Below are 20388 nucleotides of genomic sequence, written 5' to 3' on the forward strand. Positions count from 1 at the left end.
GGCCGGGGACCAGTCGTCGATAGCGAAGCCCGCGTCGGCGGGCAGGTCGGCCAGCCCGGCGCCGATCACGTCCCTGGCATCGCGCGGTTCCGCGGCGCGCAGGCGAGCCGATCGAGGTGTCCTCTTTCGTGCACTGCCGCCGGGGCGCGGCACCCCCTAACGTGCGACAGAGAGGTCGTTTCTGGGAGGCGGATGTGTCAACGGTGACAAGACTCGACGCAGTGCCCGAGGTGGTGGCCGAGACGATCGACGTGGCGGGCAGCCCGGTGGCGCTGCGCCGCCGCGGGCCGGTCGGGCCAGACGTCGGAGCCGCCGCGGTCGGCGAGCCACTGCTGTTCCTGCACGGCGCGGGTTTCACCGGCAAGTGGCTGCGGTTCCACGAAGCGCTCGCGCAGGGCGCGGACGTGATCGCTCCGGAGCACGTCGGCTACGGCGAGACCCCGATGCAGGACTGGCTGGAGGACATCGGCGACCTGGTGCTGCACTACGACGACCTGCGCCGGGTGCTCGGTCTGGAGCGGTTCCACCTGGTCGGCTACTCGCTGGGCGGCTGGATCGCGGCGGCCTACGCGACGCTGTTCCCGGACCGGTTGCGTTCGCTGACGCTGATCACCCCGGCCGGCATCCAGGTACCGGGCAAGCCGCCGTTCACCGACCTGTTCACCATGACGCCGGAACAGCTGTTCGGCACGATCTTCAACGACCCGGCCAACATCGGCGAGGTCATGGTGGACGTGACCGACCCGGATGTCGCGGTGCACCTGTACGAGGAGCAGTCCACGCTCGCGCGGCTGGTCTGGAATCCGCGTTACGACCGCAGGATGCCGCGCCGGCTGGCCCGGGTGAGCTGCCCGGCGCTGGTCCTCGGCGCCGAGGACGACCGGCTGGTGCCGAACGAGGCGGTGGACCGGTACGCGGAGTTCCTGCCCGACGCCCGCGTCCAGCGAATCCCCGGCACCGGCCACGCACTGGTGATCGAGCAGCCTGAGCTGACCGCGAGCGCGATCCTCGACTTCCAGGGGAGCGAGCAATGAGCCCGCGAAGCCGACAGCGAGGGAGCATCGCAGCGAGTGCCGCGAGCGAGGAGCGGACCGAGTGCGGAGGCGAGCAATGAGCCAGAGCCTGCAGTTCTTCCACTTCGGCCTAATGCCGTACCCGAACATCCCGCCGCCGGAGCAGATCGAGTCGACGTGGGTCAACCTGTCGAACTCGAACTACGACCCGGTGGTCGGTCACCGGCTGTACAACGAGTACCTGGACCAGGCCGTGCTCGCGGAGAAGCTCGGCTACGACGGCACCTGCGTCAACGAGCACCACCAGAACGCCTACGGCACCATGCCCGACCCGAACGTGATGGCCAGCCACATCGTGGCCCGGACCAGCAAGATCCGGGTCGGCATCATCGGCAACGCGCTGCCGCTGCACGAGAACCCGCTGCGGGTGGCCGAGTCGGTCGCCATGCTGGACGTGATCTCCGGCGGCCGGATCATCTCCGGTTTCGTGCGCGGCACCGGCATGGAGTACCACTCCATGCGGGTCAACCCGGCCACCTCCCGGGAGCGGTTCTGGGAGGCGCACGACCTGATCATCAAGGCGTGGACGACGGACGGGCCGTTCGACTGGCAGGGCAAGCACTTCGACATCCCCTACGTCAACCCGTGGCCAAGGCCGTTCCAGCAGCCGCACCCGCCGATCTGGCTGCCGGGGCAGGGTTCGTTCGAGACCATCAAGGAAGCCGCCAAGCGCCGGTACCCGTTCATGATGGTGTTCGCGCCGCTGTCCTTCACCAAGGTCAACTACGACATGTACCGCAAGGCCGCGGCCGACGAGGGCTACGAGCCGGCGCCGGAGCAGCTGGCGTTCTGCGTGCCCACCTATGTGGCCGAGACCGAGGCCAAGGCGCACGAGGAAGCCCGCGAGCACATGATGTGGCTGTTCCACCGCGGCCTGAAGATCCCGGACTACCACTGGGTGCCGCCGGGCTACATGAGCGGCCATTCGCTGCGCGGCATGATCATGGGCAAGCGCAAGTTCGGCATCAAGGACCACACCGACCTGAGCTACCAGGACCTGCTGGACGATCAGTACATCATCGTCGGCACCCCGCAACAGGTCGCCGAGAAGCTGGCGTACTACACCGACGAGCTCGGCGCCGGCATCCACGTGGCCAGCTCGGCACAGATCGGCGACATGCCGAACTGGAAGGTCGTGAAGAACATGACCCTGTTCGCGGAGGAGGTCATGCCGCTGTTCCGCCCGCCGGGCAACCAGCCGGCGTGGGCGCGTGGCGTGCCGGTCCCCGGCACCCCGCAACCGGTCAATGGCACACCTCAGCAGGTGGAGGCGCCCTCGGCCGGTTAGCGCACGCCACCGCGGGCTCGAGTCGGCTGAGGAACTCTCAGCGACGGCTGGTTGCCGAACTGCACATCAGGCAGGGTCGCGGCTCGGCCCGTGGTTACCGAACTGCACACCGGGACGGACCATTGCGCGGTTCGGCAATGCCGAATATCTGATCACGCGGAACCACTTTGTTGCGCGAACGAAGCTGCTCCGGTTTCCTCACGGTCTTATGCGCTGGAACTACTGCGCAGTAGGATTTTCCGATTGCCGGGGCGGGGCAGATCCTCCGACCCTGCGCGGATGGAGGGTGGGCCATGTCCGAGACAGCAGCGCGGGTCGAACAAGAGCCGGGGCCGGCCGGGAGGACCGTATTCGGTCATCCGATCGGCCTGGTGAACCTTTTCAACGTCGAGCTGTGGGAGCGGTTCTCCTACTACGGCATGGTGGGCATCCTCGCCTACTACCTGTACTACTCCCTGGAGCAGGGCGGCCTCGGGCTGCCCCAGACCACGGCGACCGGGATCGTCGGCGCCTACGGCGGGCTGGTCTACCTGTCCACGGTGCTGGGCGGCTGGCTGTCCGACCGGGTGCTCGGCATGGAGCGCATGGTCTTCTACGGCGGCTTCGTGGTGATGCTCGGCCACATCGCGCTGGCTGTGCTGCCGGGGCTGGCCGGGGTCGGCGTCGGCCTGATCTGCGTGGCGCTGGGTAGCGGCGCACTCAAGGCGAACGCGTCCTCGCTGCTCGGCACGCTCTACTCGAAGGGCGACCCGCGCTGCGACGGCGGCTTCACCCTGTTCTACCTGGGCATCAACATCGGCGCGTTCGTCGGCCCGCTGCTCACCGGACTGCTGCAGAGCGAGCTGGGCTTCCACTACGGCTTCGGCGCCGCCGCGATCGGCATGGCGCTGGGCCTGGCGCAGTACGTGGTGTTCCGGCGGAACCTGGGCACCCACGGCAAGCAGCCGACCAACCCGCTGCCCGCCGAGGCCCGCCGCAAGGCCGCGCTGGTCGGCGTCGGCATCCTCGTGGTGATCGTGCTGGTGCTGCTCACCGGAGTGGTGACGCTGGCCAACCTGAAGTGGGTCACCACCGGGGTGATCGCGGTGGCCTCGGTCGCCTACTTCACCGTGATGCTGAGCAGCGGCAAGGTCAGCTCGGTGGAGAAGAGCCGGGTCGGCGCGTTCATCCCGCTGTTCATCGCCAACGCGGCGTTCTGGTCGCTTTTCCAGCAGATGTTCACCGCGCTCGCCGTGTACTCCGACGAGCGGATGGACTGGAACATCTTCGGCTGGACCGCCCCGTCGGCCTGGGTGCAGTCCGAGGAGCCGATCTGGGTCATCCTGCTGGCCCCGGTGTTCGCCGCGATCTGGACGAAGGTGCGGGAGAAGGCACCGTCCACGCCGATGAAGTTCGCCCTCGGTGTGATCGGCATGGGGGTCGCTTTCCTGCTGTTCCTCGTGTTCGCCGGCAACACCGGCAAGACCACGCCGGCGATCGCGGTGTTCTTCATCATGGGCGTGTTCGCGATCTCCGAGCTGATGCTCTCGCCGATCGGGCTCTCGGTGACCACCAAGCTCGCGCCGGAGGCGTTCCGGGCCCAGATGATGGCGCTGTACTTCTTCTCCGTCGGCCTCGGCACCTCGATGGCCGGTGTGCTGGCCGGCTTCTACTCGCCCCAGCACGAGCTGCCTTACTTCGGTATCAGTGGCGCGGTGACCATCGTGATCGGCCTGGTCGTCGTGGCGCTCAGCCCGTGGATCCGGCGCAAGATGGAGGGCGTGCACTGAGTCGCTGACTCCGTACGCGCTGGCCCGGTCACCTCGGTGACCCAGCACCCGGGACAGCGTGGCCGCGGACAGCACGGTCGGGTGGCAGGGGCCGCGGCGCGAACACCGGGGTGCCGCCGGGGCGCAGCGCCTGCCAGGCCAGGTACAGCAGGTAGAGCGCACCGGCGATCTTCAGTGCGGCGTACGCCGCCGGTACCGCGGTGAAGATCGCGGCGAGGCCGGCGGTCGCGGCGGCGAGGTAGGCCAACTGGCACCCGGCCGGCGCAGGCCCGAGGATGGCTGCGCGGCGACAGCTGTTCAGCGAGGAGACCGGGAGAGCGCATGCGGGTCGGCATCACGTTGGGTCCGGATCAGCCCGGCGTCGCAGGCGAGGCCCGGTGGGCGGAGCAGGTCGGGTTCGACCAGGTCGCGGTGGGCGAGCACCTGTTCTTCCACGGCCCGACGGCGAACAGCTTCGTCTCGCTGGCGGCCGCCGCCGGTGCCACCGAGCGGATCCGGCTGCTCAGCGCGCTGACCATCGTGCCGGTGTACCCGCTGGCGGTCCTGGCGAAGCTGGTGGCGAGCCTGGACCAGGTCTCCGGCGGGCGGTTCGACCTGGGTGTCGGCGTCGGCGGGGAGTTCCCGCCGGAGTTCGTCGCGGCCGGCGTCGAAGTGACGCGGCGGGGCGCGCGGACCGATGAGGCGCTGGCCGTGCTGGGTCCGCTGCTGGCCGGTGAGACGGTCACCCACCACGGCCGGTTCGCGGAGATCCCGGGGCTGGCGTTGCAGCCGCCCGCCGTGCAGCGGCCGGGTCCGCCGGTGTGGCTGGGTGGGCGCAAGCCGGCCGCGATCCGCCGGGCCGGCCGGTTCGCCGACGTGTGGCTGCCCTACATGTACAGCCCGGAACAGCTGGCCAAGTCACTGGCGGAGGTGAACGCCTCGGCCGTCGAGCACGGCCGCGCGGACGGTTCGGTGCGCGGCGCGGTGTACTGCTGGGGAGCGGTGGACAGCTCCGCCGACCGGGCGAGACAGAGTGCGATCGACGTGGTCAGCGAGGTGTACCAACAGGACTTCACCCCGCTCGCGGACCGCTACCTGCTGCACGGCGACCCGGCGCGGGTGCTGGCCCGGCTGCGTGAGTACCACGACGCCGGCGCGGAGCAGTTGGTGTTCAGCGCGGCGGCCGGCTCACCGGCACAGCGGACCGCGATGCTGGAGCTGTTCGCCGCCGAGGTGCTGCCGGAGGTGCGCGGATGGTCCTGACCCCCCGGTGCCGTCAGGGCGTGCGGCTGGCGGTCTCGCAGTACTGCTTGAGGCTCCGGCCCTCCGTCGACACGTAGCGGCGGGTGAGCGGGCCGAGCAACAGGGTGAGCGGGCCGGCCAGCGGGCCGGTGGACTCGATCACCAGGGTGACCCGGCAGCGGCCGCCGTCGAGCGGTTCCACCCGGTGGTCACCCCGGGTGGTCACGCCGGGACCACCGGCGGCCCACTCGAACCGGCGGCCCGGTTCGAACCCGGTCACCGTCCAGACGGCCTTCGGCAGCTTCGGCTGGCGGATCTCGGCGGAGCTGCCCGGGCCGAGGGGACCAGCGGTCAGCAGCCGGACGCTGGTCATCGTCGGGGTCCAGTCCGGCCAGCGCTCGACGTCGGCCAACACGGCCCACACCCGCTCGGCGGGCACGTCGATCTCGGTGGCGACCTCGACATACATGTACCAAATGGTACATGTATCGCAACGCGAGTCGGGGCTGTCAGCACACTGTGTCGGGACTTTCAGCACACACCGCCGGCCGGCCCGATCCTTACGGAGCGGTGTGACGTATCACCCTCGCGTTGACACTTCTCCACCGATCTGGTGGATTTGAGGCTATGTGTCCGCAGTTTCTCACCCGGCGGCGTCATGTGGACCTCGCCCGGGTCAGCTCGCAGGCCTGTCGTATCTAACGCTCGTCGCTCGGCGGCCGGTGCGGACCTTCCCGCGCCCGCGACGAACTCACCGCGTGATCGCGTGTTCCGCCTGCCCAGAGACAACTGCCCGACAACCCGAACCGGGGGTTCCGAGACTTCATGTCAGCACAGCCGAGTACCGACCCGATCAAGTTCGCCTACTGGGTGCCGAACGTCAGCGGCGGCCTGGTCACCAGCACCATCGAGCAACGCACGGACTGGGGTTACGATTACAACCGCGAGCTCGCTGTGCTCGCCGAAAACGGTTTCGAGTACGCGCTGAGCCAGGTCCGCTACATGGCCAGCTACGGCGCCGAGTACCAGCACGAGTCGACCAGTTTCAGTCTCGCGCTGCTGCTCGCCACCGAGCGGCTTAAGGTGATCGCCGCCGTGCACCCGGGGTTGTGGCACCCGGGCGTGCTGGCCAAGCTGGGCGCCACCTCGGACCACCTGTCCAAGGGGCGGTTCGCGGTGAACGTGGTCAGCGGCTGGTTCAAGGGCGAGTTCACCGCGCTGGGCGAGCACTGGCTGGAGCACGACGAGCGCTACCGCCGCTCCGAGGAGTTCATCCGGGCGCTGCGCGGCATCTGGACCGAGGACGAGTTCAACCTCGCCGGTGACTTCTATCGAATCCGCGACTTCACGTTGAAGCCGAAGCCGCTGAACACCCCGGAGCGGCCGAACCCGGAGATCTTCCAGGGCGGCAACTCCACGGCGGCCCGGCGGATGGCCGGCCGGGTCTCGGACTGGTACTTCAGCAACGGCAAGGACTACGACGGGGCGGCCGAGCAGCTGCACGACGTCAACGCCTCCGCCGCCGAGAACGGCCGGTCGGTCAACTTCGGGCTGAACGGCTTCATCATCGCCCGGGACACCGAGAAGGAGGCCCGGGAGACGCTGCGGGAGGTCATCGCCAAGGCGCACAAGCCGTCGGTGGAGGGCTTCCGGGACGCCGTCACCCAGGCCGGCAAGTCCTCCTCGGACGGCAAGGGCATGTGGGCGGACTCCTCCTTCGAGGACCTGGTCCAGTACAACGACGGCTTCCGCACCCAGCTCATCGGTACGCCGGAGCAGATCGCCGAGCGGATCGTGAAGTACAAGGCACTCGGTGTCGACCTGATCCTGGCCGGGTTCCTGCACTACCACGAGGAGGTCGAGTACTTCGGCCGCCGCGTGCTGCCGATCGTGCGCGAGCTGGAGGCCGACCTGCCGGCGCGCGAGCCGGTCTCCGTCTGACGGCTGGGTCCGAGCCCCGGTCTTGTGCCGCGGCCCGGGCCTGACCGAGTTCCCGATATTCCGGACCTACTTCGTCAGGATTGTCCTCCGGACCGATATCCCGACTCACCCTGACGAAAACCCCGACTCGCGGAGAAGTTGAGAGATGAGCATTAGGGCGCACTGGTTCCTGCCGACCTACGGTGACGGGCGGCAGTTGGTCGGCGGTGGGCACGGGGTGCCGGTGGGTTCGGCCGGTGGGGTGCGGCCGGCCACCCTGGGGTACCTGACGCAGGTGGCGCGCGCCGCCGAGCAGCTCGGTTTTGAGGCCGCCCTCACGCCCACCGGCATGTGGTGCGAGGACGCGTGGCTGACCACGGCGATGCTGTCCCAGCAGACCGAGCGGCTGAAGTTCCTGGTCGCGTTCCGGCCGGGCATGCTCACGCCGACGCTGGCCGCCCAGATGGCCGCCACCTACCAGCGGCACTCGCCGGGGCGGCTGCTGCTCAACATCGTCACCGGCGGTGAGCCGACCGAGCAGCGCGGCTACGGCGACTTCCTGTCCAAGGACGAGCGCTACGCCCGGGGCTCGGAGTTCCTGCATGTGGTGCGGGCGCTGTGGCGCGGCGAGCGGGTGGACTTCACCGGCACGCACCTCCGGGTCGAGGGCGCGGAGCTGGAGCGGGTGCCGGATCCGGTGCCGCCGATCTACTTCGGCGGGTCGTCGCCGGCCGCGGGTGACGTGGCCGCCGAGCATGCCGATGTGTACCTGACCTGGGGTGAGCCGCCCGACCAGGTCGCCGAGAAGATCGCCTGGGTGCGCAAGCTCGCCGCCGACCGGGGCCGGGAGATCCGTTTCGGCATCCGGCTGCACGTAATAACTCGGGACACCTCGGCGGAAGCCTGGGCGGAGGCGCAGCGACTGCTCGACGCACTCGACCCGGCCGCCATCGCCGCCGTGCAGGATGGGTTGTCTCGGAGCGAGTCGGTCGGCCAGCGGCGGATGCGCGAGCTGCACGGCGGCTCCGTCGACCGGCTCGAGGTGTCGCCGAACCTGTGGGCGGGCATCGGCCTGGTCCGGGGCGGCGCCGGCACCGCGCTGGTCGGCAGTCACACGGAGGTCGCCGACCGGATCGCGGAGTACCACGCGCTGGGCATCGACGAGTTCATCCTGTCCGGCCACCCGCACCTGGAGGAGGCGTGGTGGGTCGGCGAGGGTGTGCTGCCGGTGCTGCGCGCGCGCGGTCTGTGGGAGCCGCCGGCCGGCTCCATCGCCCACGCCGGCGCGGTGACGGCGGCCGTTCCGTTCGCGCGGCCGAGGTAACCGCCGTGACGTCCGACCAAGTGCTTGTGAGTGGCGAGTGGTCCCCTGGGACCACTCGCCACTCACGGCCCGTGAGCAGGGGAAACACGCAATGACGACCACCGCGGAGCGGGTACCGGCCGGGCAGCCCGTGCCGGCGTCCAACCGGACCATCCTGCTGGCCAGCCTGGTCGGTACCACCGTCGAGTGGTACGACTTCTTCCTCTACGCCACCGCCGCCAGCCTGGTGTTCCCGAAGCTGTTCTTCCCGGCGCACGACGAGGTGGTCGGCACGCTGCTGGCGTTCGGCACCTTCGCGGTCGGCTTCGTGGCCCGCCCGATCGGCGGCGTGCTGTTCGGGCACATCGGCGACCGGCTCGGCCGCAAGCGCACGCTGGTGGCGACCATGGTGCTGATGGGCGCGGCGACCGCGCTGATCGGGCTGCTGCCCGGGGTCGCCACCATCGGGATCGCCGCGCCGGTACTGCTCGTCCTGCTGCGCATCCTGCAGGGGCTTGCGGTCGGCGGGGAGTGGGGCGGCGCGGTGCTGCTGGCCACCGAGAACGCGCCGCCGGGGCGGATCGGCCGGTTCGGCAGCGTGCCGCAGATCGGGCTCGGGCTCGGGCTGGCACTGGGTACCGGGGTGTTCGCGCTGCTCGGCGAGGCGATGAGCAAGGAGTCGTTCCAGTCCTACGGCTGGCGCATCGCGTTCGTGGCGAGCGTGCTGCTGGTCGCCATCGGGCTGGTGATCCGGTTGCGGGTGCTGGAGACACCGGAGTTCCGCCGGCTGGAGTCGCGCGGTGAGCTGGCCAAGGTGCCGGTGGTCGAGGTGTTCCGCACCAGTCGGCACCGGCGTGGCCTCGGGCTGGGCATGCTCGCCCGGTGGGCCGAAGGTGCCTCGTTCAACACCTGGGGCGTGTTCGCGATCAGCTACACCACCGCGACCGTGCACCTGAGCAGGGTGGACGTGCTGCTGGCGGTGACCGTCGGTGCGCTGCTGATGGCCGCCCTGGTCCCGGTGGCCGGCTGGCTGGCCGACAGGTACGGGCGGCGGCGGGTGTTCGGCACCGGGGTGGCCCTGTTCGGGGTGTCCGTGCTGCCCTCGTTCTTCGCGCTGCACTCCGGCTCGACCTGGCTGGCGGCCACGGTCCTGATCTTCCAGCTCGGTGTCTGCTACGCGCTGATGACCGGGTCGGAGGCGACCCTGTTCGCCGAGCTGTTCGATACCGGGGTGCGCTACACGGGCATGTCGCTGGTGTTCCAGGGCTCCGGGGTGTGGGCGTCCGGCCTGACGCCGGTGTTCCTCACCGCGCTGCTTGCCCTCGGCGGCGGCTCGCCGTGGGCCGCCGGTGGTTACCTCACGGTGGTGGCGGCGATCAGCCTGTTCGCGGTGTGGGCGATGGGCCGCTGGCTGCCGGCCGAGCCGTCCGCCGAGGCACCCGCCGACGTCACCGCCGAGCCGTCCGCCGACGTGCCCGAGGCCGCCCCGGCCAACTGACCGCCGCCGGGGCGCCGCTGGCACCGCTGACCGCCGCCGGCACCGCTGACCGCCGCCGGGGTGCCGCTGTTGCCGCCGGCACAGACCTGCCGTGGGCCGCACAGACCCTGCAGCGTCTGTGCCGGCCGCGGTGGGTCTGTGCGAGCCGCGGTGGCGGGGGGGGGGCGGGGGGCGGGGGCCTGGGTCAGGCTCGCTGGGGGGCTCGGGCTATCGCGGCCTGTGCCTCGGCCTGCTTGGCCGCGCGGAAGCTCTCGTCGTCGAAGCCGCGGCGCCAGTAGCCGGAGATGGACAGCTGGTCGATGGTCAGCCCGCGCTCGTCCAGCAGGTGCCGGCGCAGTTCTTTGACCTCGCTGGCCTCGCCGTGCACGAACGCGTGCACCTGCCCGGCCGGGAACTCCAGCGCGCGCACCGCGTCGGCCAGGCCGGTGTCGCCGGCCGTGGCCCGGTGCACCCACTGCAGGTTCAGCTCGCCGGGGCTGCTCAGCTTCTGTTCCTCGGCGGCGTCGTCCACCTCGACCAGCACGTGGACCGGGACGCCGGCCGGGATCTGGGCCAGCGCCGCCGCGATGGCCGGCAGGGCGGACTCGTCACCGACCAGCAGGTGCCAGCCGGCGGCCGGGTCGGGCGCGTATGCCCCGCCGGGGCCGGCCACCAGCAGCTCGGTACCCGGCTCGGCACTCGCCGCCCAGGGCCCGGCCAGCCCGTTGTCGCCGTGGTAGACGAAGTCGATGACGATCTCGCCAGCCTCCCGGTCGACCTCACGCACGGTGTACGTGCGCAGCGTCGGCCACTGGTCGCGGGGCAGCTCGGCCCGCGCGGCCGCCATGTCGAACGGCTCCGGGTAGGTCACCCCGGGCTGGCGGAACACGACCTTGACGTAGGCATCGGTGTGCGGGCTCTCCGCGAAGCGGTCGATGTCGGCCGCTTCCACCGGGGCGGCGACAATTCGAATCAGGTGCGGAGTGGCCCATTCGGTCCGCCGCACCACAAGCTTGGTGGTACGGGGCGCTTTCCTGGCCGGTCGTTCCGCCATGTGGTGCTCCGTTCATACGTTTCGTACATGGGGTAAAGTAAGCCTACCCTTGGTCATGCATGAGGTGGCGCACCAGTCGCGCGACCTGTTCAGCGTATGCCTCGCGGAACTCCGGCGAATCCGGGTCGGTGTCCAGGATGCGTCGCACGATCTGCGGCAGCATGGTCGGCGCGCTGGCCATCGCGAAGAGCGCGAGGAGCAGGTGCCCCGGGTCCAGGTCGGCGGCGAACTCGCCGGCCGCCTGTCGTTGACGCAGGTCCTCGACGTTGCGCCGGAGGAAGTCGGCCTGCCGCTGCTCCTGCTCGTCGACCTCCGGGTGCTCGCCGGGCGCGGGGACGTCGCCGAGTGACTCCCAGGCCAGCAGTCGGGCGAAGGAACGGTTGCGGCTACCCGCCCGGACGAAGCCGGCCGCGATCTCGTCCATCGGCCGCCCGGGCTGGGTGATGGCGGACGTGACGCCCCGCCAGCGGCTGACCAGTGCCTGGTAGAGCCCGGCCTTGCCGTCGAAGTAGTAGGAGATCAACTGGGCGTTCACGCCGGCGGACGCGGCGATCCGGCTGACCCGCGCGCCGGAGTAGCCGCGCTCCCCGAACTCACCGACGGCCGCTTCCAGGATGCGCTCCCTGGTGCGCTCCGGGTCTCGGCGCCGCTGCGGGTCGGTCGGTGCCCTGCGCGGGCGCTTGCTGGCTGGCACGGCCGCTGATCTTAGCGTCGATCAGCGGTTTCAACTGCCGGCGTGACTTGTCATTTGGTTGATTGACAATGTCATCCATTCAGTTGATAGTTGTCCGCGACGGCGGCGGAGGAGCAGGTCATGCGGGTACTGATCATCGGCGGCGGGATCGGCGGGCTCTGCCTGGCGCACGGGCTGCGCGAGGCCGGCATCGACGTGGCGGTGTACGAACGCACCGCGGCGGGCGCGGACTGGCTGCAGGGCTACCGGATCCACCTCAACCCGGATGGCTGCCGCGCCCTGCACGACTGCCTGCCGGAGCGAGGGTGGGCGAGGTTCGACGCCACCGCCGGGGATGCCGGGAGCTTGTTCCGGTTCTACGACCAGCGGCTGGGCACCCTCGCCGTGCTGGGGGAGGAGCGCCGCGGCCAGGGCGAGCCCGTGTTGCGGCACCGCTCGGTCAGTCGCATCCGGCTGCGCGAGGTACTGCTGGACGGCCTGGACGGCGTCGTGCGGCACGGCAGGGAGTTCATCGGCTACGAGCGCATCGCCGGCGGCCGTACGAGGGCGCACTTCGCGGACGGCGGCTCCGCCGACGCCGACCTGCTGATCGGCGCTGACGGAAGCAACTCCCGCGTGCGTGGGCAGTACCTGCCCGAGCTGTCCAGGCTGGACACCGGTGTGTTCAACGTGGCCGGCCGCTACCCGCTGTCCGCCGAGGCGGCCGCCCGGCTGCCCGGCGAGCTGACCCATGGTTCGGGGTACGTGCTGACGCCCCGCTCCGACGCGATGTTCGTCTCCGCGTGGCGGTCGCCGGAGCGGGCGCCGGAACCGCCGTCGGACGGGATCGACGGGATCGACGGAGTCGACGGAATCGACGCCGAGGACTACGTGCTGTGGGCGTACGCGGCGGCCAGGAGCAGCTTCCCGGCCGATGTCGAGCGGTGGGAACCCTCGGCGTTGCGGGACCTGGTGGCGGCCCGGCTGGGTGGCTGGGCGCCCGCGCTGCGCACCCTGGTCGAGCGGTGCGACCCGGGCACGGTGGCACCGGTGCCGCTGCGCAGCATGCCGCCCCTGCACCCCTGGCCGGCGAGCTCGGTGACGCTGCTCGGCGACGCCATCCACAACATGACGCCGATGGCCGGCATCGGGGCGAACACCGCGCTGCGCGACGCCGGGGTGCTGCGGCGCGCGCTGATCGAGGTGGCCGCCGGGCGCCGTGCTCTGCTCGACGCGGTGGCCGGCTACGAGCAGGAGATGCGCGGTTATGCGAATCGGGCGATCGGGGTGTCGCTGAGCAACGCCGAGCGGGCCGCGTCCGACGCCCGGCTGCCTCGGCTCGCGTTCCGCACGGTGCTGCGGGTGGCGCAAGCGGTTCCGCCGCTCAAGCGCGCCATGTTCGCCGGCCACGGGACGTGAGAGAGCCGTGAGTGGCGAGTTGGGCTATCACCCAACTCGCCACTCACGGGGTGGAGACTATTCGGCGAGGAACTTGACGAGCAGGTCGGAGATCTCGTCGGCGTGCGTCCAGAGGAACCCGTGCGGGGCGCCCTCGATCTCGACGTACCGGGCGTTCGGCAGCCGCTTGGTGAACTCCCGGCCGGTGGCGTCGATCGGCAGGATGCGGTCGTGCGTGCCGTGCACGATCAGGACGGGGATGCCACTCTCGTCGATCTTGGGCAGGTCGGCGCGGAAGTCGGTCAACCAGCTGGGCACCACGGCCCAGGAGGCCTTCGCGCCGGCGCTGGAGGCCACCGCGAAGCTGGCGCGCACGACCTCGTCGCTGATCCGCGAACCCAGGTTCTCGTCGAGGTTGTAGAAGTCGTTGTAGAACGCGCCGAACCAGGCGTAGCGGTCGGCCTTGGCAGTGGCCTGGATACCGTCGAAGACGCTGGCGTCGACGCCGGTCGGGTTGTCGTCGGTCTTGAGCAGGAACGGCTCCAGCGAGGCCAGGAAGGCCGCCTTGGCCACCCGGGACGCGCCGTGCCGGCCGATGTAGTGGCCGACCTCGCCGGTGCCCATGGAGAAGCCGACCAGTACGACGTCGGTCAGGTCGAGCGTGGTCAGCACCTTGTCCAGGTCGTCGGCGAAGGTGTCGTAGTCGTAGCCGACACTCGGCTGGCTGGACTGGCCGAAGCCGCGCCGGTCATAGGTGATGACGCGGTAGCCGGCGTCCAGCAGGGCCTGCTCCTGCTTCTCCCAGGAGGCCCCGGACAACGGGTAGCCGTGGATCAGTACGACCGGTTGCCCGGCGCCGCGGTCGGTGTAGTGCAGCTTGATCTCGGCGGTGTTCTCCTGGCCAACGGTGATGTACGGCATGACATGCCCTCTCGGATCGGTGGTTCCGAACTGCGGAGACGTTCCCGGGGGAGGAGAACGCCCATTCTCGACTCGAACCTGGCTCCCGGTCCTGCTGCCGGGCTGATGACACGACGTTATTACCGAACGATCGGTAAAGCAATGTGGCATGGTTCACCGATTGCGTTCTTGCTTGTTTACCGTTCGTTCGGTAATAGTGGGGGGATGCCCCGCCCACAATCAGTGCACGACGACGAGCTGCTGGCCCGGCTCGCCGAGGTGTTCCGCATGGCCGGTTTCGAGGGGGCCTCACTCGGTGCGCTCGCCGAGGCGGCCCAGCTGCGCCGGGCGAGCCTCTACCACCGGTTCCCCCAGGGCAAGGCGCAGATGGCCGAGGCTGTGCTGGACCGCGTCGAGGTGCTGTTCGACGACGTGCTGGAACCCATGCGCACCGAGGCGGACGTCACCGCCGGGGTCACTGAGACGGCGCGGCGGATCGGCGGGTTCTACGGCGGCGGACTGCTGCCCTGCGTGCTCGACACACTGACGCTGGCCGGTACCCCGGACGCCGTGCGGGCCAGGGCGGCCGGCGTGGCCAGGGTGTGGATCGACGCGATGGCGGCCGCCGCGGTCCGGGCCGGGCGCCCTGAGGAGAGCGCCCGCGCAAGTGCCGAGGACGCGTTCGTGCACATCGAGGGCGGGCTGGTGTTCGGGCGGCTGTTCGGCGACCCGGCCGCGTTCCGGCGGGCACTGGCGGACCTGCCCCGGCTACTGCTCGACGAGCACTGAGTCGAGCGGGCCGAGCGGCGGGCCCGTTCCCTAGTCGGCCGCCTGCAGGTCGTGTTTGGTCTGCTCCCAGTAGCCCTCCGGCACCGGGTACGGGCTGTAGAAGCTGGTCCGGGTGAAGATTCCGCCGTAGCGCGCCAGCAGCTGCTCGGCGACCTTCTCCTTCGGCGCGACGATGGCGAAGGCGTGCAGCACCTCGTCGGTGATCCGCCGGCCCATCTCGTCCCACTCGCCGCGCTTGGACAGGCGGTTGAGCTCGGGGCCGAGGTCGGTCCAGCCGTGCGTCTCGAACACCGGCCAGTACGACGGGGTGGAGCCGTAGAACGCGATCTGCTTGCGCACCGCGGTGTCGGCCGCCTCGGTCTGCTCGTCGGTCTCGCCGGTCACCACGAACGGCAGACCGCTGATCTGGAAGCCGTCGAGGTTGTCCTTGCCGGCGGCCGCGCGCCCTTCGAGCAGCGTCGGCAGAGTGACCTCGCGCAGGTAGCGCTCGGTGGTGAAGCCGTGCACGAAGAAGCCGTCGGCCACCTCGCCGGCGACCTTGGTCATCCGTGGCCCGACCCCGGCCAGCACGATCGGCGGATTGCCGTGTGGGTTCGGCCCGGGGTTGAAGAACGGCGTCATCAGCGTGTGCGTGTAGTACTCGCCGAGGAAGCGCAGCGGCTCGCCGGTGGCCCAGGTGTTCCAGATCGCCCGCACCGCGAGCAGGTACTCGCGCATCCGGTCGGCCGGTGCGGACCACGGCATCGAGAAGCGCTTGGTGATATGCGGCTTGATCTGTGAGCCGACGCCGAGGATGAACCGCCCGCCGGAGTAGAGCTGCAGGTCGTTCGCCTGGACCGCCAGCGACATCGGGTTGCGGGCGAAGGCCAGTGCGATCGCGGTGCCCAGCTCCATCCGCTCGGTGCGGGTGGCGGCCACCGCCAGGGCCGGGAACGGATCGTGCTTGATCTCGCTGAGCCAGCCGCCGTCGTAGCCGCGCCGCTCCGCCTCGGCCGCCACGTCCCAGTCCCCGGGTTTGCCCTCAAGGGTGAAATCGACCTTCATTGGCCCTCCGCTCATCCGGCTTTGCCAACCGTTCGTCGCACCATAACCGTTTAACGGCTGAGCCCTGTCGACGACCGAGTCATAACGTCCACACAGCTCCCCGGTTAGGTTCTGCTAGAGCGCGTAGGGCAACCTGGTGTCACCCGCAAATTTGATTGCACACAGCAACGGTCTATGGCCGGCGTGTGACGTACGGAGGAACTGTCAACCATGTCGGTCGGCTCTCCCGAGCGTTCCGCCACGGTGCTCGAGGAAGCATCGTCGGCGGCTGGTTCGTCGGCTCCCGACGCTGATCGGCCGGCCGCTCCCCCGGCCGACCGGGCACCGACCGCCGGCGCCGACCGGGCACCGGCCGCCGATCCCGGCCGCAAGCCAGGCGGTGGGCGGGTCCGCCAGATCGACGCCCTGCGGGTGCTCAGCTGCTTCTCGGTCATCACCGTGCACGCCGTCGGCGCTCCGTTCCCGCCGGACAGCATCGGCCTCGGCGAGACCAGCTTCCTGCTGCACTACAGCCGCGAGGTCTTCTTCTTCGTCTCCGCGCTCGTGCTGGTGCGTACCTACTACCCGCGGCTGGGCCCGAACGGGCGGTTGCCGGACGAGAGTGGTTTCCGGCTCCGCCGGCTGCGGATGATCGGTGTGCCCTACCTGTGGTGGACCACGCTGTACCTGGCGGTCTCGATCTTCCACACCCGCGGCTCCGAGCCGTTCTCCCAGACGCTGGACGACCTGCCGCTGCGCTGGCTCTACCTGGTGGCCACCGGCAACGGCAGCTACCACATGTACTTCCTGCTGGTCACCCTGCAGTACGCGGTGGCCTTCCCGCTGGTGCTGCGGCTGCTGCGGCGTACCCAGGGCCGGCACGGCCGGGTGCTCGCCGTGTCGGTGTTGCTGCAGCTGGCCACCCTGGCCTGCTACCAGTGGGTGCTGCTGCCCGACGACGGTTGGCGCGGTGTGCTCGGTGACGCCAGCCTGCCCGCCTACCAGTTCTGGCTGGTCGGCGGGGCGGTCGCCGGGCTGCACCTGGAGCAGTGGCACCGCTGGGTCGTCAGCCACCGCCCGCTGGTGCTCGCCGCGGTACCGGCGGCCGCCGCCGTGCTGCTGTGGGTGTACTGGGCGCAGGTGCCGACCAGGGGCGGACTGGGTGCCAGCAGCCCACTGCAACCGATCATGGTGCTCTGGTCGGTGGCCGCGCTCGGCGCCCTGTACCTGCTCGCCGTCTGGATCATGGAGCGCGGCGCGCCGGGCCTGAAGAACGCGTTCAGCTACCTCGCCCAGCTGTCCTTCGGTGTCTATCTGGCTCACCCGATGGTGTTGGACCTGGTGCTCGCGGTGCTGCGTCGGACCGGTCTGATGGCGGCCTCGGTGTGGGTGTCGGTGATCGCCCTGGTGCTCACCGTGGTGGGGACGGTGGCCGTCTGCAGCGCGCTGCACCGCACCCCGTTGAGCCTGCCGCTGATGGGACGCGCCCGGTTGAGCCCGGCTCGGGTGCCGCAGCCGCGACTGCCCCGGACCATGCCTCGGTTGGTCAGCGTGCCGACAGCGGTGCTGGCGCTCAGTGTGCTGGCGGTGCTGCTGGTCAGTGGCGATCAGACACCGCCGGCCGAGACCGGCACGCCGAGCTGGGAAGAGACCGTGCAGGCCAGCGACCCGGTGCCGCCGACCGATACCGCCGACTGCCCGGCCGACCCCGCAACCGCCGCCGACCTGACCGCGATCGCGGACTGCTCGGGCGGCGTCGCGGGCACTCCGGAGGCGTCGTCGGCGTCCTCCGCCTCGGGCGTCGCGAGCGTTTCCGGCGGTTAGGGCGACCCCGGCCCGACCCCCGGCCCGACCCCCGGCCCGACCGCGCCGAGCGACGACGTGTTCGGCGACACCGTGGCCAATGCACCAGTCGGGCTAGATACCTGAGACAATGGTTACTGGGTGTGCCTGATGTGCGCCCTGACGCACTGAGGACAACCGTCCCAAGAGTGCTTTTCGAGAGAACTGACGAGACCCGACGCTGTGAGCATTGATGTTGCCGAACACCCGCACGCTATCGCGCTAACTTTTGCCGACCTTCCGCTGGACCCCGCCCTGCTGGCGACGGTCGCGGAGCTCGGATACGAGCAGCCCAGCCCGATCCAGGCCGAGGCGATCACCCCACTGCTCGAGGGGCACGACCTGTTAGGGCAGGCCGCGACCGGAACTGGTAAGACCGCCGCGTTCATGCTGCCGATGTTGCAGCGCCTGATCGACCGGCGCCTCGAGCAGCCCGGCCGCAAGGGCATCTTCGGCCTGGTACTGGCGCCCACCCGGGAACTGGCCATGCAGGTCAACACCGCCGCCGCCCGCTACGGCGAAGGCATCGGAGTACGCACCCTCGCGGTGTACGGCGGCGCGCCGATCGGCCCGCAGCTGGGCGCCCTGCGCAGGGGTGTCGACGTTGTGGTGGCCACCCCGGGGCGGGCCATCGACCTGATCAACCGCGGCGGCCTGAAGCTGGACGAGCTCGAGGTCGCCGTGCTGGACGAGGCCGACGAGATGCTCGACATGGGCTTCGTCGAGGACATCGAGACGATCCTGGACGCCACCCCGGACACCCGCCAGGTGGTGCTGTTCTCGGCGACGATGCCGAGGCGCATCGAGAAGCTGGCGCAGAACTACCTGCGTCAGCCGGTCACCGTGCGGATCAAGCGCGAGGTGGTCGCCGAGGGCGCCGCACCGCAGGTCCGGCAGAACGCGTACCTGGTACCGCGCTCGCACACCACCGCGGCGCTCGGCCGGGTGCTGGAGCTGGAGCGGCCCCGCTCGGCGATCGTCTTCTGCCGCACCAGGGCCGACGTCGACGCGGTCACCGAGGCGCTGACCGGCCGTGGGCTGCGCGCCGAGGCACTGCACGGCGGCATGGACCAGGAACACCGAGGCCGCGTGGTCGAGCGGCTGCGCAGCGGGCGTACCGAGCTGCTGGTTGCCACCGATGTCGCGGCGCGCGGCCTGGACATCGACCTGCTCACGCACGTGGTCAACCACGACGTGCCGCAGACCGCAGAGGCCTACGTGCACCGGATCGGCCGGGTCGGCCGGGCCGGCCGCGAAGGCGTGGCGATCACCCTGGTGCCGCCGTCCAAGCGGTACATGCTCAGCGCCATCGAGCGGCTCACCGGGCAGCGGATCACCGTCGCCTCGGTGCCGTCGCTGGCCGCACTGAGCTCCGCGCGGCTGGCCCGCACCAAGGCTGAGCTGGTCACCCTGCTCGACCGTGCGGAGACCGAGCGCGTCGAGAGCGAGCTGGCCGCGATCGAGCTGGCCGGCAGCGACTCGGCCGGCAGCGAGTCGGCCGGGAACGAGTTGGCGGAGGCGCCGATCGCACGTCCCCTCGACGAGGTCCGCTCGATGATCTCCGAGCTGTCCGCCGAGTACGACCCGCTGGCTGTCGCGGCGGCGGCGGTCCGGCTGGCCCAGGCGGCCGCCGGCACCCCGTCGGACGAGGAAGAGATCCCGGTGATCAGCCCGAACCTGTCCTCCCGCGGCGGTGCGGTGCGTTCGCCGCGCGGCACCCGGCCGGAGCGTGGCCCCGGTCGGGAGCGCGGTGCGGGCGACCGCCCGCCGAAGGCCGGCACCGCGCGGCTGTTCGTCGCCGCCGGTCGGGCCGCCGGCATCCGCCCGCAGGACATCGTGGGTGCGCTGGCCAACGAGTCGCAGCTGTCCGGCCGCGACATCGGCACCATCCAGATCCACGAGCGGCACGCGCTGGTGGAGGTCCCCGAGGCGGCGGCCGACGAGGTGCTGCGCGAGCTGCGTGGCTCGACCATGCTCAAGGGGCGGCGGGCCAACGTCCGCCGGGACCGCGCCAGCTGATCGCGACAACCGACCGAAGTGGCGGCCGACCCGCCCGAGTCACCTGACCTGCCAGCGGACTGGAGCCGCTGGCGGGATCAGGTCGACCTGTCCGGCTACGACGACCGGTGGCAGCGGATGGCTGCCGCCGGGGTGAACCCGCACGGCGAGGCCGACCTGGTCTGCTCCTACCGGCCGGCCTCGGTGTTGGACGGCGGTTGCGGGACCGGGCGGGTGGCCATCGAGCTGGCCCGGCGCGGCGTCCGTGTCCTCGGCGTGGACGCCGACCCGGACATGATCACCGCCGCCCGGGCGAAGGCTCCGGAGCTGTACTGGCTGCGGGCCGACCTCGCCGGGCTCACCCTCGCCGAGCGGTTCGACGTCGTGGTGCTGGCCGGCAACGTGGTGCCCTACGTGGCGCCCGAGCACCGGGCGGCAGCCGTCTCGGCCTGTGCCGGGTTGCTGGCCGGCGGCGGTCGGCTGATCGCCGGGTTCACCCTGCGGCCGGGCTGGCCGACCCCGGCCGAGTACGCCGACTGGTGCGCGGCCGCCGGGTTGGTCGCGGAGGCCAGCTACGCCACCTGGGACGGCGCTCCGTGTGCTGACGGCGGCGACTACCTGGTTGCGGTACACCGGGCTCGCGGCTAGAACTCACGGCTA

At 70.7% G+C, this 20388-nt stretch carries 19 protein-coding genes; 13 read left to right on the forward strand and 6 right to left on the reverse strand.

Annotated features, from left to right (window positions below):
- The first annotated feature begins 203 nt into the window (after positions 1–203).
- The 3 genes from ACTXG6_RS10680 to ACTXG6_RS10690 all read left to right on the forward strand — a co-directional run bounded on the left by ACTXG6_RS10680 (position 204) and on the right by ACTXG6_RS10690 (position 4130).
- Complete coding sequence (locus ACTXG6_RS10680; RefSeq protein WP_445187611.1) at positions 204–1034, forward strand: alpha/beta fold hydrolase; 831 nt, start codon at positions 204–206, stop codon at positions 1032–1034.
- Between the two features lie 76 nt (positions 1035–1110).
- On the forward strand, positions 1111–2361 hold the full coding sequence (locus tag ACTXG6_RS10685) for an LLM class flavin-dependent oxidoreductase (RefSeq protein ID WP_445187612.1): 1251 nt from the start codon (positions 1111–1113) through the stop codon (positions 2359–2361).
- Positions 2362–2654: 293 nt separating this feature from the next.
- A complete protein-coding gene (locus ACTXG6_RS10690; protein WP_445187613.1) occupies positions 2655–4130 on the forward strand; it encodes a peptide MFS transporter in 1476 nt (491 codons plus the stop codon).
- A gap of 28 nt (positions 4131–4158) precedes the next feature.
- On the opposite strand, the gene ACTXG6_RS10695 is transcribed toward ACTXG6_RS10690, so the two are convergent.
- Entirely contained in the window at positions 4159–4377 is a 219-nt protein-coding gene (locus ACTXG6_RS10695) for a LysE family transporter (protein ID WP_445187614.1), read from the reverse strand.
- 74 nt (positions 4378–4451) lie between these two features.
- On the opposite strand from ACTXG6_RS10695, the gene ACTXG6_RS10700 reads away from it, so the two are divergent.
- Entirely contained in the window at positions 4452–5372 is a 921-nt protein-coding gene (locus tag ACTXG6_RS10700) for an LLM class flavin-dependent oxidoreductase (RefSeq protein ID WP_445187615.1), read from the forward strand.
- 13 nt (positions 5373–5385) lie between these two features.
- On the opposite strand, the gene ACTXG6_RS10705 is transcribed toward ACTXG6_RS10700, so the two are convergent.
- A complete protein-coding gene (locus ACTXG6_RS10705) occupies positions 5386–5820 on the reverse strand; it encodes an SRPBCC family protein (RefSeq protein WP_445187616.1) in 435 nt (144 codons plus the stop codon).
- A 158-nt stretch (positions 5821–5978) separates the two neighbouring features.
- On the opposite strand from ACTXG6_RS10705, the gene ACTXG6_RS10710 reads away from it, so the two are divergent.
- The 4 genes from ACTXG6_RS10710 (at position 5979) to ACTXG6_RS10725 (ending at position 10072) form a co-directional block, all read left to right on the forward strand.
- The gene (locus ACTXG6_RS10710) at positions 5979–6053 is read left to right on the forward strand and encodes a putative leader peptide (protein WP_445189969.1); all 75 of its coding nucleotides are present in this window, start codon (positions 5979–5981) and stop codon (positions 6051–6053) included.
- 123 nt (positions 6054–6176) lie between these two features.
- Positions 6177–7292, forward strand: a complete 1116-nt coding sequence (gene sfnG / locus ACTXG6_RS10715; RefSeq protein ID WP_445187617.1) for a dimethylsulfone monooxygenase SfnG — start codon at positions 6177–6179, stop codon at positions 7290–7292.
- Positions 7293–7437: 145 nt separating this feature from the next.
- Positions 7438–8595 carry an LLM class flavin-dependent oxidoreductase gene (locus ACTXG6_RS10720; protein WP_445187618.1) on the forward strand — a complete coding sequence of 386 codons (1158 nt, stop codon included), beginning with the start codon at positions 7438–7440 and terminating at the stop codon, positions 8593–8595.
- Between the two features lie 91 nt (positions 8596–8686).
- Positions 8687–10072, forward strand: a complete 1386-nt coding sequence (locus tag ACTXG6_RS10725) for an MFS transporter (protein WP_445187619.1) — start codon at positions 8687–8689, stop codon at positions 10070–10072.
- Positions 10073–10256: 184 nt separating this feature from the next.
- Here ACTXG6_RS10725 and ACTXG6_RS10730 read toward each other — a convergent pair whose 3' ends face one another.
- Entirely contained in the window at positions 10257–11105 is an 849-nt protein-coding gene (locus ACTXG6_RS10730; RefSeq protein ID WP_445187620.1) for a siderophore-interacting protein, read from the reverse strand.
- 43 nt (positions 11106–11148) lie between these two features.
- Positions 11149–11799, reverse strand: a complete 651-nt coding sequence (locus ACTXG6_RS10735; protein ID WP_445187621.1) for a TetR/AcrR family transcriptional regulator — start codon at positions 11797–11799, stop codon at positions 11149–11151.
- Between the two features lie 120 nt (positions 11800–11919).
- Between ACTXG6_RS10735 and ACTXG6_RS10740 the strand changes: the two genes are divergently transcribed.
- Positions 11920–13197 (forward strand): FAD-dependent oxidoreductase, encoded by a 1278-nt coding sequence (locus ACTXG6_RS10740; protein ID WP_445187622.1) that lies wholly within the window; start codon positions 11920–11922, stop codon positions 13195–13197.
- A 57-nt stretch (positions 13198–13254) separates the two neighbouring features.
- Here ACTXG6_RS10740 and ACTXG6_RS10745 read toward each other — a convergent pair whose 3' ends face one another.
- Positions 13255–14097, reverse strand: coding sequence for an alpha/beta fold hydrolase (locus ACTXG6_RS10745; RefSeq protein ID WP_445187623.1), 843 nt, complete (start codon positions 14095–14097; stop codon positions 13255–13257).
- Positions 14098–14301: 204 nt separating this feature from the next.
- On the opposite strand from ACTXG6_RS10745, the gene ACTXG6_RS10750 reads away from it, so the two are divergent.
- On the forward strand, positions 14302–14865 hold the full coding sequence (locus tag ACTXG6_RS10750) for a TetR/AcrR family transcriptional regulator (protein ID WP_445187624.1): 564 nt from the start codon (positions 14302–14304) through the stop codon (positions 14863–14865).
- A gap of 30 nt (positions 14866–14895) precedes the next feature.
- Here ACTXG6_RS10750 and ACTXG6_RS10755 read toward each other — a convergent pair whose 3' ends face one another.
- Entirely contained in the window at positions 14896–15909 is a 1014-nt protein-coding gene (locus ACTXG6_RS10755) for a TIGR03617 family F420-dependent LLM class oxidoreductase (protein WP_445187625.1), read from the reverse strand.
- 210 nt (positions 15910–16119) lie between these two features.
- On the opposite strand from ACTXG6_RS10755, the gene ACTXG6_RS10760 reads away from it, so the two are divergent.
- From ACTXG6_RS10760 to ACTXG6_RS10770, 3 genes are all read left to right on the forward strand, one after another.
- Positions 16120–17712 carry an acyltransferase gene (locus ACTXG6_RS10760; protein ID WP_445187626.1) on the forward strand — a complete coding sequence of 531 codons (1593 nt, stop codon included), beginning with the start codon at positions 16120–16122 and terminating at the stop codon, positions 17710–17712.
- A 201-nt stretch (positions 17713–17913) separates the two neighbouring features.
- The gene (locus tag ACTXG6_RS10765; RefSeq protein ID WP_445187627.1) at positions 17914–19749 is read left to right on the forward strand and encodes a DEAD/DEAH box helicase; all 1836 of its coding nucleotides are present in this window, start codon (positions 17914–17916) and stop codon (positions 19747–19749) included.
- Between the two features lie 18 nt (positions 19750–19767).
- A complete protein-coding gene (locus tag ACTXG6_RS10770; protein ID WP_445187628.1) occupies positions 19768–20376 on the forward strand; it encodes a class I SAM-dependent methyltransferase in 609 nt (202 codons plus the stop codon).
- Positions 20377–20388 lie beyond the last annotated feature (12 nt).

It is taken from the genome of Pseudonocardia sp. Cha107L01 (assembly GCF_052566575.1).

Bases quoted from the DNA above. Each gene is read 5' to 3' on its own strand.
- ACTXG6_RS10740 (WP_445187622.1), top strand. From the start codon at position 11,920: ATGCGGGTACTGATCATCGGCGGCGGGATCGGCGGGCTCTGCCTGGCG.
- ACTXG6_RS10725 (WP_445187619.1), top strand. From the start codon at position 8,687: ATGACGACCACCGCGGAGCGGGTACCGGCCGGGCAGCCCGTGCCGGCG.
- ACTXG6_RS10705 (WP_445187616.1), bottom strand. From the start codon at position 5,820: ATGTATGTCGAGGTCGCCACCGAGATCGACGTGCCCGCCGAGCGGGTG.
- ACTXG6_RS10755 (WP_445187625.1), bottom strand. From the start codon at position 15,909: ATGAAGGTCGATTTCACCCTTGAGGGCAAACCCGGGGACTGGGACGTG.
- ACTXG6_RS10745 (WP_445187623.1), bottom strand. From the start codon at position 14,097: ATGCCGTACATCACCGTTGGCCAGGAGAACACCGCCGAGATCAAGCTG.
- sfnG (WP_445187617.1), top strand. From the start codon at position 6,177: ATGTCAGCACAGCCGAGTACCGACCCGATCAAGTTCGCCTACTGGGTG.
- ACTXG6_RS10760 (WP_445187626.1), top strand. From the start codon at position 16,120: ATGTCGGTCGGCTCTCCCGAGCGTTCCGCCACGGTGCTCGAGGAAGCA.
- ACTXG6_RS10750 (WP_445187624.1), top strand. From the start codon at position 14,302: ATGCCCCGCCCACAATCAGTGCACGACGACGAGCTGCTGGCCCGGCTC.
- ACTXG6_RS10700 (WP_445187615.1), top strand. From the start codon at position 4,452: ATGCGGGTCGGCATCACGTTGGGTCCGGATCAGCCCGGCGTCGCAGGC.
- ACTXG6_RS10720 (WP_445187618.1), top strand. From the start codon at position 7,438: ATGAGCATTAGGGCGCACTGGTTCCTGCCGACCTACGGTGACGGGCGG.
- ACTXG6_RS10730 (WP_445187620.1), bottom strand. From the start codon at position 11,105: ATGGCGGAACGACCGGCCAGGAAAGCGCCCCGTACCACCAAGCTTGTG.
- ACTXG6_RS10690 (WP_445187613.1), top strand. From the start codon at position 2,655: ATGTCCGAGACAGCAGCGCGGGTCGAACAAGAGCCGGGGCCGGCCGGG.
- ACTXG6_RS10685 (WP_445187612.1), top strand. From the start codon at position 1,111: ATGAGCCAGAGCCTGCAGTTCTTCCACTTCGGCCTAATGCCGTACCCG.